This is a genomic window from Armatimonadota bacterium (genome assembly GCA_013314775.1).
GTDB lineage: Bacteria > Armatimonadota > Zipacnadia > Zipacnadales > JABUFB01 > JABUFB01.
The window spans coordinates 149,655-167,482 of the sequence record JABUFB010000007.1; the positions used below are offsets into that span (position 1 = coordinate 149,655).

The window sequence follows — 17,828 nt, forward strand, 5'->3', positions numbered from 1 at the left end:
CGTTTTTTCGCATAGGGGACCACAAGCCGGGGGCATACCCGCCGAGGGAGGACGTAGCCGTGCGCCGGGAGACTCTATCCGCTTTGCTGGCTCTTCTCACTGCCGTCATCTGCCAGGTTCGCGCAGACGCATGGGCGATCAACGCCCACATCTACCAGGCATGCATCATCTATGAAGACATCGCTGACGACGGGAGTGTGTCGATCCAACGGGTTATTCACAATGATGATGGCACGATTGCGACCGAGCCGCTCTGCGACATTGCCGTGCCGGAGCATCTGCGCGAGGCTATCTTGCAGTGCCCGCAGGAGTTCCGGGCTGGAAGCTGCTGCGCCGATATCTACCCGGACATGTACATCGGTCAGAGCATCATCCACCCGTACATTCCAGGGCAGTACTGGCGAGCCATCGACTGGGCGAAGCACGTAGTCAGGGAGGCCCGGGACTACGACGACGATGACTGGGCGCACAAACGCGCCCTGGCTTTCGCGGCGGGCTGGCTGGTGCACGTGGGCGGTGATGCCATCGGCCACACCTGGGTCAACGGGTACTCGGGCGGCGCCTGGGACTGGGGCGACATGGGCATTGTCTCGAAGCACGTCGCCCTGGAGTCCTACGTGAACTCGCGCCTTCCGGGAGCGATGGACGGCAGTATCTCTCCCAATCTCGAGTTGAATGCTGACCCCTGCTTCGTCCGTGACACGCTCATGCTGCACGAGGACATCTATCCTGCGCTGGTCACTGCCGGGTACATGACTTTCCTCATTGACTACCGCAACGCTTTCCGGTCGGCGGAGAACAAGTGCGAAGACTACATGGATGACTGGTGGAACGCCCTCTCGTGGGGTGTGGAGCCGGTGGAAGAGTGGCTGGAATACCAGAGGGAAGGTTCCGAGGAATGCCTCAAGGAGTGGGCGGAGACCAGTACCAATATCGGGCGCGATGTATCCTCGGGCAACTTCCTCCCGGTGCCGGGGAGAGTAACGGACTGGGCCACCAAGTGGACGGCGCGGCTTGTCCTGGGCATCCCGCAGATCATCCTCGATGTTATCGACTGGCTGGGCGCGCCCATCGACTGGGTCATGCAGCCGCTGCAGGATGCGCTCATGGATATGGCCGAGAGCATCTACAACCAGCTCTTGAGGGACACTTTCGAGGAGATCGTGAACCCGGAGCAGTTCATCCTTGCCACGCATGGGGAGGAAGTCCGGCAGAAAGTTGACCTGGAGATGGGCGTCACGGCAGACCACCCCGAGATGAACTGGCCCGAGTTCGTGCCCTTCTACGACTCGGTGACACTGGGCAAGCTATCGCTGCTTGACAAGGCCGGCGTGGACCAGCTCAGCGCCGCGATCGGGTATCCGATTCCCATGGCGGATGACGAGGACAACGTGCTGTGGGAGTGTGTCAACAGCATGGATGCTTCGAACCAGCTTGCGCTGTACCCCAAGTTTCGGCTGCTGGAGACAGACGAGATCACCGATCAGGTGTACCGCCAGCTATTCAAGGGCGACCCATTCCAGGCGCCGCCATCGGCCTTTGACGCGGCCCACATTCTCGCCTATCGGGACATGAACGATCCGGACCTGATGACCTTCATTCTTCCGTTGAAAGACCCGATGAGCGATCAGCACCGAGCCGTGGCTTACGTGTACCAGGCCCATGAGACCGGAGGCGCGCCACATCGTGTCCCGTTCTTCGAGGCAAGCATCGCTACCCATGGAACGGAGAACCGGATGACGGACCCGGTGGTGTGCTCCTTCAGGAACGAGACTGGCGGGACTGTGAAACTCCATTTCGCCACCGCTGCGCCAATGGAGGGAAGCACGGAGTTGGTGGAGGATCGCGGAGTGGATGTGAGTTACGGGCCAGCGGACTGGACGCCAGAGGACTTGCTCCCCGGAAACGCACAGGTCGACACGCAGGCCATGGAGCAGTTCTTGAGCAACCTTCAGCAGAGCATGGCCCAGGCCGCGCAGCAACAGGGCCCGAACACTCAGACGGCGGGAATGATGCAGCAGCAAGCCGAATTGATGGCGCAGGCTGTGCAGAACATACAACAGCTCAACGCCCAGGGTGGCTACCAGGGCGCGATGGCGGCGGCTCAGCAGAACTGGCAATCCGAACCGCTGGTGGTGTCCTCGCAGATCCTTGATCAGACCTTCGCCGAAGCCGGCTTGCCGATGCCCATGCCGCCCGATGACGCGCCGCTGTCTGACGAGGTGCGCGAACTGCTGGCGACCCGGCGCAATGTGCTGGGGACCGTTCTCGACGAGACCGGACAACCGGTGCAGCACGCGGCAGTAACCATGGTGAAGGACGAGACCCTCGCGAGACTGCGCTCCGGGTCAGGGATCCCGCTGGTGCCCCTGAGCGAATGGGCATACCAGGTCTACTACCTCGGGCGGACCAATGAGAAAGGCCAGTTCATTTTGCCCGCCTGCACGTCCGGTCCGCACACGCTGATTGCCAGTGCGCCGGGGCAGGCGAAAGCGCAGAGGCAGGTGGACATCCAGATCACGGACTGCCGCGCAATCGTGCTGGACCCGATCGAGCTTGTTCCTGCGCAGGATGCGAGTGACCAGTCGGGTGGCTACGATACGGGGCAGCACCGCGCGTACCCCGATCTCATGCTCACGCTGGAGCCGCGGGTGATTTCCTACGACCAAGCGGGGAAGGATGGGACCGTCAGGGCCACCCTCACCCTTCGTCCATTGGGAGGGTTCGCCGCCCCTGTGGTCTTGAGTGCCGAAGGCCTGCCTCCGGGAGTGACCGCACGGTTCTCGACCAATCCGGTGGTCGCGGACAGTCTCGCAACCGTCCAGGTGACCTTCAGTGCAGCGAAGAAACTGGCGGGCAGGCCCGTGCAGGCGATGATCCGCGCCGTCGGCGGCGGTCTGGAGCGCGAGGCCAAGGTCATTCTCGCGATGTCAAGCGGTGAACTCGTCACCGAACCTTCGTCGGTAACGCTGCGGGCAGGTGGGAAGACCACTGTTCGCCTCACGTGGAAATCCCCGGCGGAAGGCGGCCAGGCGGTCAGGTTGACCCTGGGTAAAGCACCGGCAAACGTATGGGTCAAGGCCGATACAATCCGCGGCCACCAGCATGTTCCGCCGCTGAAGCTCATCGGACTCACACAGGCAGATGCGGAGAAAGCACGGCTGGCGCTTCTGCCTGAAGTCCCGACGATGGAGCGCCCGATGCCCACGCCGCAGCCGATACCTCAGGCCACTTTGCAGCGTGGACCAGCCGAAGCACCGTTCAAGGGCATTCTGCTCGGCCCGGACGGGTGGGTGGATCTCTTGATTGCTGTGGGGGCGAACGTCCCGGCGGGCACGCTGAAGATTCCCGTGAAGTGCGAACTCGGGAACCGTGTGACCAGCGACACGCTGACGGTTACGGTCCAGTAGCAGAGTTGGCCCTTGTACGTTGCAGGCCGGGCGGCAGTTCAGTGAAGACGCCGCCCGGTGCGCTTTGCGGGAGAGGGACGGCGGCTGCTCAGAGCGAATTGCAGGCCCGTGAAGACGCACGACCACCTAATGTGGGTTTCGCACCGGGAGATGAGTATTCATGCAGTCTGCGTATCCCGCCGCGCTACTGATTGCACTGGCCGTGACGGCTTGCGCGTGTGCGCAGGCCGAATCCGGCGCGAAGCCTTTGACTGCGAGGGAATTGGGCTTTCGTTTACACCCGAAGGCGCGTCATCTGTCACAAGGCATGGCGGCCGGCTCCTTCGTGGACCTGGGAGACGGCCGGCTGCTCAACCTGGGCGCCGAAAACGGCGGTACCGTGCGGGTGAGCGCGGACGACGGGAAGACCTGGGCGCCCTACGCCACTATGGTTCCGGGAGAGGGGCCGGGCAAGCCCACCCGGGAACTCGAGTGCGCCATCGCTCTGCGCACAAAGAGTGGTGTGATAGTGTACATCTACCGGGACTTCGAGAACTGGCATTGGAAGTGGGACGATGCCACCGGCGAGGCGGTGGATCCACTACTCACCGTCTGGTCGATCCGCAGCCTGGATGACGGGAAGACCTGGCAGGACCGCCAGATGATTTTCGACGGCTACTGCGGCTCTCTCAATGACATCATCCAGACGAGAGACGGCAACATCGTGGTGCCGGTGCAGAGGTATGTGCCAAATCCCGGCCGCCATTGCCAGTGTACTTATGTATCGACGGACGACGGCCTCACGTGGAAGCGCAGCAATATCATCGATCTGGGCGGACATGGGCACCACGATGGGGCCATAGAGGGCTCGCTCACGGAACTGGCGGACGGACGCCTTCTCATGTTCATGCGTACCGCGCTGGATCGGCTGTGGAAGGCTTGGTCTTTCGACGGCGGACTGACCTGGCGGCAAGTCGAGCCAAGCGACATCCCGGCCAGCAACGCCCCGGGCTTCGTGACCCGGCTTGCGAGCGGGAGACTGGCGCTGATCTGGAACCCGTTGACCCCGGGGAAGACGATGCGCCCGCTGTTGGAGTTACGGCCCAAAGGCCCGCGCATTGGCTGGGGCACAGAGCTTCCCAGCGACGGCTGGCGTGATTCGCTGCTGATGGCGCTATCGGAGGACGACGGGGAGACTTGGACCGAGTCAGTCACCATCGCGCGAGGGACGCGGCTGTGCTACCCGCAGATCTGGGAGCGCCGCCCGGGAGAATTGTGGACCAGTTGGGTGGCAGGGAAGAACTGGACGCGAAATCTGGTGGCTGTGATGGAAGAAGACCTGCTGAAAGCCGCCGAGCCGCCGGCGGGCGAGCCCTTGACCATCGTGTGCTTCGGGGATTCCACCACCGCGCCCCGGGGCGGGATCATCATCTACCCGATGCTTCTCGAATGGGAACTGGAGGGCTCCGGGCGCGCGATCAAGGTCGTGAACGCCGGGCGTGGATCGGATAGCACAGACTCGGCGCGGGAGCGTTTCGACGCGCAGGTGCTGGCCCACAAGCCTGACCTGGTGATCATCCAGTTCGGCTTGAATGACTCGGCCATTGATGTCTGGCGCGGTCAGACCGAACCTCGCCTGCCAATCGATGAGTATGAGCGGAACCTGGACCGGTTCGTGACGGAACTGAAGGCCGCCGGGTCGCGAGTGATCCTGATGACACCGAACCCGGTGCGATGGACCGACAAGCTCAAGGAACTCTACGGGAAGCCTCCGTACAACCCGGACGACCCCGACGGCTTCAACGGCTTGGTCCGGGAGTATGCAGAACGCTGCCGGCAGGTGGCTGCAAGGCAGCAGGTTCCCCTGGTGGACACCTTCACCATGTTCCAGGACTACGGCAAACAGGAGGGGCAGACGGTGGATGCCCTCCTGAGCGACGGCATGCACCCGAATGACGCCGGGCATGCTATGGAAGCGGATGCGCTGCTGCCCATCATCCGGGAGATGTTCGGCCTGCCGGGCGCATAGTGCATCGGTGTGATTGGCTGAGAGAGAACGGAACTGAGCATAACAGCGCGCCCCCTTCTGCTCTTGGTGGCTCTCGCGATTACCGGTCCCGGCGCTCACCCAGGAGACGCTGTGTGACTCCTTTGAGCAAGGGGTACCGGGCTATTGGCAGGCGTCGCGCCCGGGTTCGCAGGGCAAACATTCCGAGAAGAGGATCTAGGCACGGGCGCGGCTGTCAGCACAACGGAGAGTTCCCCCCGTAGTCGATCTCGCGCGACAGCAGCATGGGCTTGATCTTGGCCCACGGCTCGTCGTCTATCAGCACATGGCGCTTACGCCTCGCGGCCATGAGTGGTCACCCCCGTCGCCTCCTGGTGTATGCAGCACCCTTGGATTTCTGGATGCCGGCAGACGTGGCGCCCCGGGGTGTCGGACAGGGGCTCCCGTCTCTTCTCCGCGGGTTGTCGCTCATCGGTTGTCAAACCGTCTCCCAGAGACCCAAATGGGGCAAAAGTCCTGCAGCGCCTGGCTCTCCGTCTCGTCCGGATTTTTCGTTGCAGGTGTCCTGCGCAACGATCGCGAAGTAGTGAGAAAAGCATGCTGCGAGAAAGGGCGTCTATCATGTTTGGTCTGGGCCCGCAAGAGCTTGTCATTATTCTGCTCATCATCGTAGTGCTCTTCGGGGGGCGCAAGATTCCGGAGATTCTGCGCGGGCTCGGGCAGGGCCTGAGGGAGTTCAAGTCGGCGTCGCGCGAGCCGGTCGAGAAGCCGACCGCACCGGTGCCTGCCGACAAGCAGCCGAATGATGACGATGAGGCCGGCGAGGCCTGACAGCCCGGCCTGCCTTTACTTCTGCCGCATCACAACCGGAATGCAAGTACTGCCGCGTCTGCCGCCGACGTAACCGTGTTGGCTCGATCCTGTCGTTCTCGGGGCTGCGCTCTCTGCGCCCACCTGGAGGCCCTGGTATGACTACCGCGCGGCTGAACCTCGACTTGCTTCGCTCCTGCCGGTCTCCCCGAAGTTCCCCGCCCGTGAGTGCTCTGGATTACCTGGAAGACAATGCCGAGAATCTGAGGCTGAGCCGGCGGGAGATGCTGGGCCTGGCGGGAATGGCCGCCGCCATGACTCCTCCAGGCGCCAGAGCGCTCCGTGCGGGTATGCTGGGCCCCTTCACCGTGCGCGCCGACCGGGACCGCGTCGCCTTCAGCATTGGAGGACGTGAAGCCTTCGTAGTGGACCGCAGGCAGTTCGGCGGCGACCCGAAGCTCGACTTCACGCGCTCTGACCAGCGGATCTCACTGGCATTGACGGATGCGCTGTGGCCCGGTACGCGGATCCCGGCAGACTTCCAGTGCGAGATTCTCCCGGCGATTTTCGGCTGGCGCATGCGGCTGCGGATGAAGACCGGCGGCCTCAGGGCAGAGGTTAGCTTCGAGCGCTGGCTGGCCGGTGAGGAGCCGGCGCGCGGGCCCGTGAGTCTGAGTGCTACGGCCTGCACGCCCGAGCCTGGTGTCGCGCTGCGTCTTGCCGGGCGCGCGGAGGCGGAGTTCCGGCCCGACTGGACGCTCCAGCTGACAGGCGAGAGCGTCGGGCAGCTCTCCGGGCTGGCCGGGGTGCTGAAGTCGGATGATGTGCGTCTGTGGCTTCAAGGCGGGGACGCGCCCAGCCTCCTGCGCGAGCCTCCTGCAAGGCGCACCGAAATCAGCCTCGAGCGCGGCGAGCAGTCCTGGAAGCTGGAAGACCTCGCGCCGGTTGCCGATCCGAAGTCGGTGCGCTGGGAGCGCGAGCCCTTCGATGAGATGCGCATCGAGACCGGGCTCGGCGCTGGGAACCGGGTCTCGTGCGCCCTGGCGGCCTTCGGGCGGAAGCCGGAGTCAGTGCTGTGGTACTCTCCCGGCAACGAGAGCGGGAACGGCCACGAGCCGGTCTGGCTCTCCCTTGCGCGTCCGCGGTACGCGATGGCATTCGACCGTACAGGCCGTCATGAGGCGCTGGTCTCCGACTTTGGTGAAGAGAGCACCTGGGTACATACGGAGCTCTGCAGCCTGAAGGTGGGTGGAGGCTCCGACGGTGGGTTCGAGATGCTGCGGGAACCGGGCCGGCCGGTGATGGCTCGCTGTGAGCCCCCACTGCTGGAACTGGCGGCACCCCTGGCGGGTGCCCTGGTGCAGCCCACCCCCCCGAAAGGGCAGGCCACTGTGAGTTTCGCATCCACCGGTACCCAGGTTGCGCAGGTACGAGCGCCCGGTGGACAGCCGCCGGTGGTAAGGCCGCAGCAACCTCCGAAGCCTGCTGAGCCGCCGGTTGCCCAGCCTGTGCCGGCGAGGCCGCCGGCGGTGCGCCCCCAGGAGCCGGTGGTGGTCGCTCCGCCGCTCGCAGTTCCGCTGGACATGTTCATTGTGCCCGTGATTCGCCCGAGCGACCTTCTCTCCCTGGCGTTTCAGTTCACGAATTTGAAGCTTGAGACGACCGATAGTGGACAGCCGCGGCTGGTGCGGAGGGACGCGAGCAAGCCCGCCTACATCACCGTGCATTTCCCGCCGCAGCACATCGCGGAGGAGGCGTTCCTGGAGACGGCGCCCGAGGTGGATCAGCTGCCGGGCGCCGCGCAGGATGAGCAGACGGACCCGCCGCCTGTGGGTGCACGTCTGGCAGACAGCAGCCGGCTTGTGTTTGCTGTGCCGAAGGATGTTGAGGAGATCCCATATACGCTGGAGAGCCTCCTGGACTGGAGCAAGCTGGAGCCGTCGCTCTCGCCACTTGCGCAGCCGCCTCCCGATCCCCCAAGAAAAGTCGTGCCCCCAAAGGGCGCAGGGATCATCGTCGTGCCCGAGGTGAAGGCGTTGCAGCCCGGTGCGGTGGCGCGCCGGGATGATCCGACGCGTCCATCCGGGAAGCTGGTCTTCACCCCTTCGGCGACGGGTGCGGCAAGAGGCCTGTCGATGGACCCCGTCTCGGGGTTGCGTCTGGCTCCCACAGCCGAGGTGGTTATGCCTCGGATCCCGCTGAAGCCTTCGGAACCGACGGAGCTCCAGACGGCCATCGAAGCTCCATACAGACTGGTGATGTCGCCGAACCAGACTGCGGGCTGGGTGCACGCGCTGCGTGAAGTGGTGCGGGACGGCAGGACCGAGCTTTGGCACACGCGCCTGGGGGTGCGAGGCGAGGACGGGACGGTCTACGATAATCAGTACGTCTACGGCCTGCAGGACGGTAGCCTGCGGGTGCTGCGAGTGGATGTGTCCGGGAGCAGGAACGACTACTACCGGACGCTGCGGGCCATCTGGTCGCCGGATTACTCCGACCCCATGCCCACACACAACAACCTGCCCTTCCGCATGTCGCTGGACAGGCGCGACCGGTGCGAACTGGTGTGGCTCACAGGTGACCCGACCATCGACGGCTATCGAAGCCGGATCGTGCGAGCCGATCGCTTCATGCTCAGCTCCCTGGGCGTGTGGATGAATGTGCGCTACGCGGCTGACATCCCCCTGGGGACAGGGCTGTCGGTGGAAGAATGGCGGCATCACGCGAATATGGGCCGCGACCAGAAAGTGCGCGTGGTCTACAAGGGCTTCCTGTTCCCCTTCGGACACCCGGCCTCGCTGGTGAAGGTCACCGAGCGGAAGATCGAGCGCAAGGGTTCAGTGTTCGTGGCATACCTGCGACAGCGCTACTTCATCGTGGTGCGCGAGCCTGAGCAGACCTACCCGGCGTATGGCCAGGATAAGAACGCCCGGGGGATGCCCTTCCGGAAAATCACCCTGACCACGCTGATCACCCCGACTCTTGATGAACCCCAGGGCGTACTCGGCGCGGGATTCTCCGCCCAGGCCGCTTTCTGGCCGCGCACCGGTAATAAGGACTTCCTGTTCCACATCAAGGCGGAGGACTGGGACGGACAGGAAGCCGAGTTCACCGCCCCGATGCTCTTCGTGGGCGCGGAGGACCGGGTTTCGTATCGGCATGACACGATGCAGACCATCCGCAACCACTACAACCAGGCCTCGAACAAGGAGCGCCGGCAGCGGGAGACCTTCGGGCAGAACGTGGCTTTCGCCGAAAGCAGCGCCGCCAGCCCCGGTGACACAACCCTCGAGACGCAAGCGGTGACCTTCCAGGCTGATCTTCCGGCCAGTGGCACGAGTCCGGATGAGTTCGAGAAACGCAATTCGGTGCGGGGGTTCCCGTCCCTCGCGGAAGCGCGCGTCCGGGTGCCGGCGATCACCCAGATGATGGGAACTGATCAGGAAGTAACAGTTGGAATCGCCGACAGCTACAAGGACAACGGGATGGATGGCGGCCAGAACAAGGGCGAGGTCTTCCTGAAGCTCAAGGAGACAGCGGACCTGCTTTTCCCCGGAGACATGTCAGGCGGCCTGGTCAGTCCCGATCTGGCGATCAGCGGGCTGTCACGCAAGTTCGGTCCGGTGGCCGGGGATATTGCAAACCTGGCCAAAGGCGTCTTCAACCCGCAGGACTTTTTCGGGCAATTGGAAGCGAAGATCCTCGGCGGCGTGAAGCTCGCGGATATTCTGCAAGCCGTCTTTGGCGATGCCACCGTCCCGAGCCTCACTGTGCGGCCGATCTATCCCGAAAACAGCATCCTGAACCTGCCCGAGGCGGTGGAGGCGCGGATCAACTGGCAGCCGCAGGTTCAGGAGGCCGGACCGTTCAAGCCTCACTCGAACTGCAAGCTCCAACTGGATGGCCGGCTGCGGACCGAGCTTGCAGGTGGCGCATCTTCCTTCGAGATGAACGTCTCGCTCACCCGCTTCAAGGTGGACGTGGTGTTCATCATCGTGGACTTCAATAGTCTGGTGTTCAAGGTTGCCAACGGCAAGAAACCAGATGTGGACGTAGATATCGAACGGGTTGATTTCGGGGGCCCGCTGGAGTTCGTCAACGAGCTTCGCAAGTTGCTGTCGGATCTTGGCGGGTTGTCGCTGGACATCCAGCCCAGCGGCGTGTCGGTGGGCTTCTCCATGGCGATCCCCAATGTTGGTGTGGGGATCATGAGCCTGGAGAATATGGCGATGAGCGTCAATGCGAAGCTGCCCTTCACCGGCGACCCCTTCCGTCTTCGCTTTGCCTTCAACTCGCGCGAGAACCCCTTCCTGCTCACGGTCTCGCTCTTCGGTGGTGGCGGGTTCTTCGCCCTTGAGACCACCACCGAGGGCGTGCAGTTGATGGAGGCGTCCTTCGAGTTCGGCGGCAACTTCTCGATGAACGTGGGTGTGGCCAGCGGCGGCGTCTATCTGATGGCCGGCATCTACTTCAAGATCGAGAAGAATACGCAGGGCGGCAATGACGTGCAATTGACGGGCTATGTGCGGTGCGGTGGGCATCTCAGCGTCCTCGGGCTCATCACCATCTCGGCCGAGTTCTACCTGGGCCTGACGTATGATGTGAAGAGCGGCAGGAGCCGGGTCTGGGGCCAGGCCAGCCTGAAGGTGAACATCGAGATATTGTTCTTCAGCTTCTCGGTCACAGTAACCGTGGAGCGTGAGTTCGCGGGTTCGTCCTCGGGCACTGCGCAGTCGCTGGACGGCGCGAAGATCGCCGCCCTGCTGGATGAGCCCGGCGCTTTGGCGCAGTTGCGTGGCCGTGGCCGGGCGGTGGAGCCCTTGGCCCCGGCGCCGGTGCTGGCGACCCGGCCCGCGAAGATCAAAGAAGTGATCACGCAGCAGGACTGGAAAGCGTACTGCGATGCCTTCGCATAGCCCGGGCATGAAGAGAAGCGAGTCCGTCGACAGGAAAACGCAAAGTACCCCGACGTCCCGGCTCTTGCCCGGAGGAGGTCGGCCATGAAGAAGCAGACCATTGTGTGGACCGCATGCCCGAACGGTATGGTGGTCGACCCCGCGGCGGGGCCGGCGAGGCTGCGGCTGTCGGTGCACGTGTCCCCGCGGCTGGAGACCGACGAGGGCCTTCCCACTCCACGCCTGAGCCAGTTCCCGGATATGCTGGACTGGCCCGCGCGGCTTGCTGATGCCACGTTTCAGGTGCAGTTCGGAAGCCAGCCCGCCGTCGATGCTCAGCGGGTCATACCGGAGAATGCCGACGCCGCCTCTGAGTTGTGGGGGAGCATTTTCAGCGCGAACACGTACATCACCCCCCACAAGTTCCCCGAGGTCGACAGGACCGTCATCCATTCGTACCCGGTGAAGAACGTGGTGGCCCACATCAAGGCCGCGTATCTGGGGCTTGCGGTGAACCCAACAGAGACACCGCCGGAGATTACACCTGCGCCGGGTGAATTGGAGGCCGCTCCGGCTCGGCCCATGCTGAATCTGTTCCAGCAGGTTGCGCCGCCTGCCCCGCAGCAGACCGAGCTGAACCAGCGTCTTGGCGCACCTGCGCTACGGAATTCGGTGAAAGCTGTAGCCAACCCGGCACTCCAGGCGGTGGCCCCGGAGCAGACCCAGGTCCGCAAGCAGGCCCCACAGGTGGGTGCGGTCAGCGTTGGAGCCGGTGTGACACAGACGATGATGGATTTCTATCAGGTCAAGACCTTCCACGGCCTGGTCCGGGTACAGGACCGGGTGCGGCCGGAGCTGAAAGTACGGGCACCGGTGCTCATCCCCCAACTGGACTTCCACGGCATCGTCTCATCTCTCGGGGAGTTTCCGGCGGTCATGCGGCTGCTGGGGCTGGTCATCGATCTGGAAATACCCTTCCCGTCGGTGCCCGCGAACCCGCAGTGGGTGAAGGTGTTGCCGTCGTGGACATCGTCGATGGCCACGACGGCCGATGTTACCCCGAGAACGCGTTGCCAGGTGACGGGCAACAGCTTCGTGGCCCTGTCCGGCCCGAACGGGGGAGACCTGCAGAACGGGTTCCTGAAACTGGGCGACGAAGACCGTTTCGAGGTGGGGCAGATAGACGTGGACGGCGCCGCGATGAAAACCATCGATGCCGCGCAAGCTGTGAGAAGCGGCAACACCGCAAGCAGTACGGAACTGGCGGTGTCCACCGTGAGGTCGGCGGGACTCTGGGTGGCCCGCGTCAATGAGGCGCACCATCTGGCGACGGTTGTCTTCCCGCGTGCCGTTGCCCTGGACGCCGCGGCCCGGCAGGTTCAGTCTGCTCAGCTCCTGCGCGGGAGACCTGCCGCTGTCGGCGGTCGTCAGGCAATTCGCCTTCCTGGGCAGCAGACGGAGCCTGAAATCGACCTGTATGCCGAAGACCTGGTGCGCGGATACCGCGTGGATGTGCTGGACGAGGCCGACGGCAAGTGGCGTTCCCTCTGCGAGCGGATAGGGAAGTACAGCTTCGTCAATGCTGCAAGGGAGTTTGAGTTCGCAGACGAGGGTTGGGTGTCCGCAGCGGCGACGGCATCCACCGAAGAGGGCGACGATGACCTATACGTCCACGAGATCCTGTTCCGGTGGGAGGGCTGGAGCCTGTGCGCATCCAGGCCGGGCAAGCCACTGCCGCAGGAAGGCGTGCCCGAGGTTGGGCCGCAGGGATATGGCCTTGACACGAAGTTCGCGCCCAAGCCAGGGTCGCTGCCCAGGCTCCGCTACGGTCACAGCTATCGCCTGCGCGCGCGGACTGTGGATCTGGCGGGGAACGGTTTACCGCTGAGCGCGATCGACGGCCAGGTGGACAGCGATCCCTTCCGATACCTGCGTCACGAACCTGTGCCCGCGCCGATGGTGCTGCCGAGGACCGCACTCGACGGGTCGCCCGGGGAATCTTTGGAGCGCGTAGTCATCCGCAGCTTCAACGACACTCCTGCCAAGGATAATGTGGCAACGGATGCAACCAGCGAGCGGCATGTGATCGCGCCACGAACCAGCGAGCAGATGGCAGAGACCCATGGGATGTTCGACGGACCATCGGGAATGCGCGGCGACGCCCAGACGTATGACCTGATCGCCAATCGTGACGCTGCATTGCCACAGTTCGCGGAGATGGACACGGTGCCGCTGCCATATCTTCCCGATCCCATCGCCGCAGGTGTTCTGGTCCGCTTCACGAGGCTCCGGGCGAGCGGCGACGAAGCCCGAGCAGTGCGCGTTCCATTTGCCGGTAACTGGCCGGATCTCATGAGCTTTCGCATCATCGCTGTCGAACGGACTGCCTCCACATCAGAGCCGCAGTTCGATGCGGCCCGGCGTATGCTCATCGTGCCGTTGGAGAAAGCCGAGGTCGCGGAGGTCTGGCTCAGCTCTTACCTGCCGCCGGAGCGTGTCGAAGATATGGCCGGGTGGAGTTGGGCGGTTGAGGCCACCGTGCGACCTGTCCAGCGCGCAGGCCTGCAGGGAACCCAACTGCGGGTACTGCAGCGGGACATGGTGAATCTGGACAAGCTTCGCGTCGCAGCACCGCAGATCAGTCTCACAGCCACCGATCTGCAGCGGATCGAGAAACTGAACCTGCGCACGGTGCAGGGGCGCAACTGGATGGTGACGCCCTCGCGGAAACTGACACTGGTGCACGCGGTGCAGCAACCGCTGGTGACCCCATCTTTCGACAGGCTTACGGCCAGTCGGGGCTTCGGCGACACCTTCGCGCGCCTGAGTGGCCGGGTCCCGGTGGACGGGTACAGTACAGTGAAGGTCGATATCGAGGCTGCCTGGGACGAACCGCTGGACAAGATCGGGGAACCGGAGCCCAAGGTTATCCAGGGCAGCGCCCACGTTTTCGAAGTGCCCGTGGAGCCGGAAGACACCACCGCAAACCTCGCGGAGCCCCTCAAACTCGCGCAGTTGCAGGCGCAGCCGAACCCGCGACTCCGGGCACCGCGCGTTGTGGAGCCGGCCGTGGTTGTCGGGCCGCAGGTGGCTCTTGCGACTCAGGGGCGGCGGCACGAGTTCGGCGATACGAAGTACCGGCGTGTGCGGTACACGGCGGTGTCAACGTCGAGGTTCCGGGAGTATCTGCCCTTCAGCGACGAGGACATCGCGTCCGGAGCCACGCCGATCACGCGCCGGTCGGATCCGTTGGAGCTGGACATCCTGAGCTCCGCGCGGCCGGCGTCGCCCAAAGTGCTCTATGTAGTCCCCACCTTCGGGTGGGAGCGATACGAGCGCGCGGACCAGAAGGTGAGCACGCGCAAAGGTGGCGGACTGCGCGTTTACCTCGAACGCCCCTGGTTTAGCTCAGGGGACGGCGAGCTGCTGGGCGTGGTGTTGGAACAGCCGCGGCCGGACAACCTCCTCGCAGTTGCGGTTCCGGCGTGGTCGATGGGTGTCGGCCCGTATGTCAGCCAGTGGGGCCAGGACCCGATCTTCGAAACCCAGGGACCGACGCAAATGCTGAGGACCGCGGACTTCCCGGCCGCAGTGGCAACCGAGGAGAACCTGACGCTGGACGAACTGCCAAATGCGAGGGTGGCCGTGGCCGGGCATAAAGTCGGGTACGACCCGGCACGTCAGCTCTGGTACTGCGACATCGAAATCAGCCAGGGACCAATGTACTTCCCCTTCGTGCGGCTGGCCCTGGCGCGCTACCAGCCGAAGTCGGTGCAGACGGCAGGTGCGGACGTGAAACTCTCCAGGGTTGTGCGAGCGGACTTCGCTCAGATCCTGCCGGACCGGGCCACGACGCTTTCCGCCTCGACAGACCGCAAGTCACTCACCGTCACGGTGAGCGGTTCGAGCCGCAACAGGTCGGAGGCCGGCGGCAATCAAGTTGAGGTCAGCCTCGAGTCGCGCAGACCCGGGACGCAAGGCGATCTTGGCTGGGTGCCGGTCAATCAGGGCACGGTGGCACTCACTGCCTTGCGCGCGGCGAACGGAAGCGCGTGGCGGGGCGAGGTGAGACTGCCCGAAGAGGAGGGTACTTACCGCCTGGTGGTCCGTGAGTACGAGGTCTTCAGAGCCGACGAGGGCTTGAGGATCCGCAGGCTTGCGCTGGAGGGCCGTGTGACTGAGCCGGAGAAAGTCGGACCACCGGTGGATCGGCGTTTGGTGTACGCGGATGTCATCGAACTGTAGACTCACCAGAAAGAGGGCCTCGGGCGGCCCGAAGCCAACTGCCCGGTAAGAGGTGATCGGCAATGCTCAGGATCGACAGCCCCTTCCACGGGGCAGTGCTCAACACAAACCACGGAAGGATCGAGCATGGCGCGCTGCGCATCAGTGTCACCGGGGAGTGTCCCCCCTACGGGAAGGTGACGGTGAATGGTCAGCCGGCACGCATTGCGGGTTCCAGATTCGAGGCCGACGTGTCTCTGACGGAGCGCGAGACGGACATCACTGCCGCGTACGAGGGGAGTCTCGGCAAGCAGAAGCACACGGTGCGTGTGGTGTGGGATAAGCATTCCTTCCCGCGCTACCGCTTCTCCATCGACGATAACAGCTTTTGGCTGCGGGACGTGGCACAGAAGCAGTATGACTCACTGTTCGATTGCTTCTACCTGGGTATCCTGCGCGACCTGAATCGAGAGTATGGCGCGAAGTTCACGGTCAACATCTACTTCGAGACTCAGGAGGAGTTCGGGGAGGACCAGTTCTTCATCAGCGACTTCCCCGACCGCTACCGGGGCGAATTCGAGGCGAGTGCGGACTGGCTGGGCCTTGCCTTTCACGCCTATGCAAACAGGCCCGACCGGCCCTATCAGTACGCTCCCCCCGAAAAGCTCATGGGAGACATGGCGATGGTGGAAGAGCAGATTGTGCGCTTCGCTGGGCCCCAGTCGCTCATCCCACCGACTGTCATCCATTGGGGGATGGTGCTTCCAGAAGCGATCAAACCGCTATACGACCACGGGGTGCGGGTACTGTCCGGATTCGCTCAGCCGGGAAGCACCGGGTTCGATGTGCATTACTGGCTGGATGACGCCCGGGCTGAGTATCTGTGGCGGAATGATGCGCTGAAGGATTTCGACACAGGGATGGTATACTCGCGGGTGGACATTGTCTGCAACAACTGCCCGGTGGAGCAGGTGGACGCCACATTGCAGCCGCTCACCGAAACCCCGGGCAACCGGGAAATCATGGACCTGTTCACGCATGAGCAGTACTTCTGGCCCTTCTACGTCCGATATGTCCCGGACCACGCGCAGCGGCTGGACACGGCGATCCGATGGGTCACGGAGCGCGGCTACAAGCCGGTGTGGTTCCACGAAGGGTTCATGGGTGCGCCGGAGTGAGAAACGGCCTGTAGTCAGGCAGACGCGAAAGGGCCCGTCCGGAAGGCGTGCGCCTTCGCCGGACGGGCCCTGCCGTTCCCGCTATTTGCCGAGACTTCAACGGCCCGAACGGCGGCTCGCGGAGGACTTCCGTGAGCTGTACTGCATGCGCCGGTCGTTGCGGGAGCTGTACGATGTCGGCGTGGGCTGCGTTCGCCCAGCACCCGATGACTTGCCCGCGCGGAGGGTTGGGTTCCCGTAGTCGAACCCCTCCACCTTGCGGACCTCGATGGGTTCTCCCAGAGCGCGCTCGATGTCACGGATCGTCGATCGGTCGTCTGCGGTGACCAGCGTCAGGGCATCGCCGCTGCGTTCGGCACGTCCCGTGCGGCCAACCCGGTGAATGTAAGCGTCGGGCGTATCCGGCACGTCGTAGTTAATCACGTGCGAGACGCGCTCGATGTCCAGCCCCCGGGCGGCCATGTCGGTGGCAGCGAGAAGCTGGAACTTGCCCGACCGGAAGCCATCCAGGGTGCGCTGGCGCTGGTTCTGTGACTTATTGGAGTGCAGGGCTTCGGCGCGGAACCCTGCGCGGCCAAGTTGCGCGGCGACACGGTCGGCGCGGTGCTTCGTCCGGGTGAAGATCAGAACCGACTCGATGTCGCTGTGTCGCAGCAGCTGGATAAGAAGGTCAGTCTTGCACTCATTCGCAACCGGGCAGAGAGTATGGGTGATGGTGCAGGCCGGCGCGGCAATCCCGATCTCCACGCGTGCGGGGTTGTGCAATACCTCTGATGCCAGCTGGTTGAGTTCGGGCGCGAAGGTCGCGGAAAAGAAGAGAGTCTGCCGGTCGCGCGGAATGCGTTCCACGATCTGGCGGACCTGGGGCATGAAGCCCATGTCCAGCATGCGGTCGGCCTCATCCAGCACGAGCGTTTCCACCTCGCGCAGGTCGGCATTGCCGCGCTGCAGGTGGTCGATGAGCCTGCCGGGGCAGGCGACGATGATGTCCACGCCCTTGCGGAGTGCGCGCTCTTGCGGGGCCATTGCGACGCCCCCGTACACCGTTGCTGAACGGATCCAGGTGAACTGACCCAGTTGCCGAATTGCCGCGTGTATCTGCTCCGCCAGCTCCCGCGTGGGGGTGATAATGATCGCGCGTACGCGGCCGCGTTTGCTCTTGCTCTGCAGGAGCGACTGGAGGATCGGGAGCACGAAGGCGGCGGTCTTGCCGGTGCCTGTCTGTGCGGTGCAGACGAGATCGCGCCCCTCGAGACCCGCCGGAATTGCGGCCTCCTGAACGGGTGTTGTCTCGGTGTAACCTGCCGCGTCAACTGCCCGCAGC

General features: G+C 64.0%; 7 protein-coding genes. 6 read left to right on the forward strand and 1 reads right to left on the reverse strand.

Annotation, left to right across the window (positions count from 1 at the left end; translation table 11 throughout):
• The first annotated feature begins 59 nt into the window (after window positions 1–59).
• The 6 genes from HPY44_07555 to HPY44_07580 all read left to right on the forward strand — a co-directional run bounded on the left by HPY44_07555 (window position 60) and on the right by HPY44_07580 (window position 16,504).
• Window positions 60–3,410, forward strand: coding sequence for a carboxypeptidase regulatory-like domain-containing protein (locus tag HPY44_07555; protein ID NSW55850.1), 3,351 nt, complete (start codon window positions 60–62; stop codon window positions 3,408–3,410).
• A 160-nt stretch (window positions 3,411–3,570) separates the two neighbouring features.
• A complete protein-coding gene (locus HPY44_07560; protein NSW55851.1) occupies window positions 3,571–5,418 on the forward strand; it encodes an exo-alpha-sialidase in 1,848 nt (615 codons plus the stop codon).
• Window positions 5,419–6,018: 600 nt separating this feature from the next.
• The gene (gene tatA, locus HPY44_07565) at window positions 6,019–6,228 is read left to right on the forward strand and encodes a twin-arginine translocase TatA/TatE family subunit (protein ID NSW55852.1); all 210 of its coding nucleotides are present in this window, start codon (window positions 6,019–6,021) and stop codon (window positions 6,226–6,228) included.
• 137 nt (window positions 6,229–6,365) lie between these two features.
• Window positions 6,366–11,123 carry a hypothetical protein gene (locus HPY44_07570; GenBank protein NSW55853.1) on the forward strand — a complete coding sequence of 1,586 codons (4,758 nt, stop codon included), beginning with the start codon at window positions 6,366–6,368 and terminating at the stop codon, window positions 11,121–11,123.
• An 84-nt stretch (window positions 11,124–11,207) separates the two neighbouring features.
• Window positions 11,208–15,347, forward strand: coding sequence for a hypothetical protein (locus tag HPY44_07575; protein NSW55854.1), 4,140 nt, complete (start codon window positions 11,208–11,210; stop codon window positions 15,345–15,347).
• Window positions 15,348–15,409: 62 nt separating this feature from the next.
• The gene (locus HPY44_07580; protein NSW55855.1) at window positions 15,410–16,504 is read left to right on the forward strand and encodes a hypothetical protein; all 1,095 of its coding nucleotides are present in this window, start codon (window positions 15,410–15,412) and stop codon (window positions 16,502–16,504) included.
• 96 nt (window positions 16,505–16,600) lie between these two features.
• Here the strand turns inward: HPY44_07580 and HPY44_07585 are convergent, their stop codons facing one another.
• Window positions 16,601–17,827, reverse strand: a complete 1,227-nt coding sequence (locus HPY44_07585; GenBank protein NSW55856.1) for a DEAD/DEAH box helicase — start codon at window positions 17,825–17,827, stop codon at window positions 16,601–16,603.
• Window position 17,828: the final 1 nt, after the last annotated feature.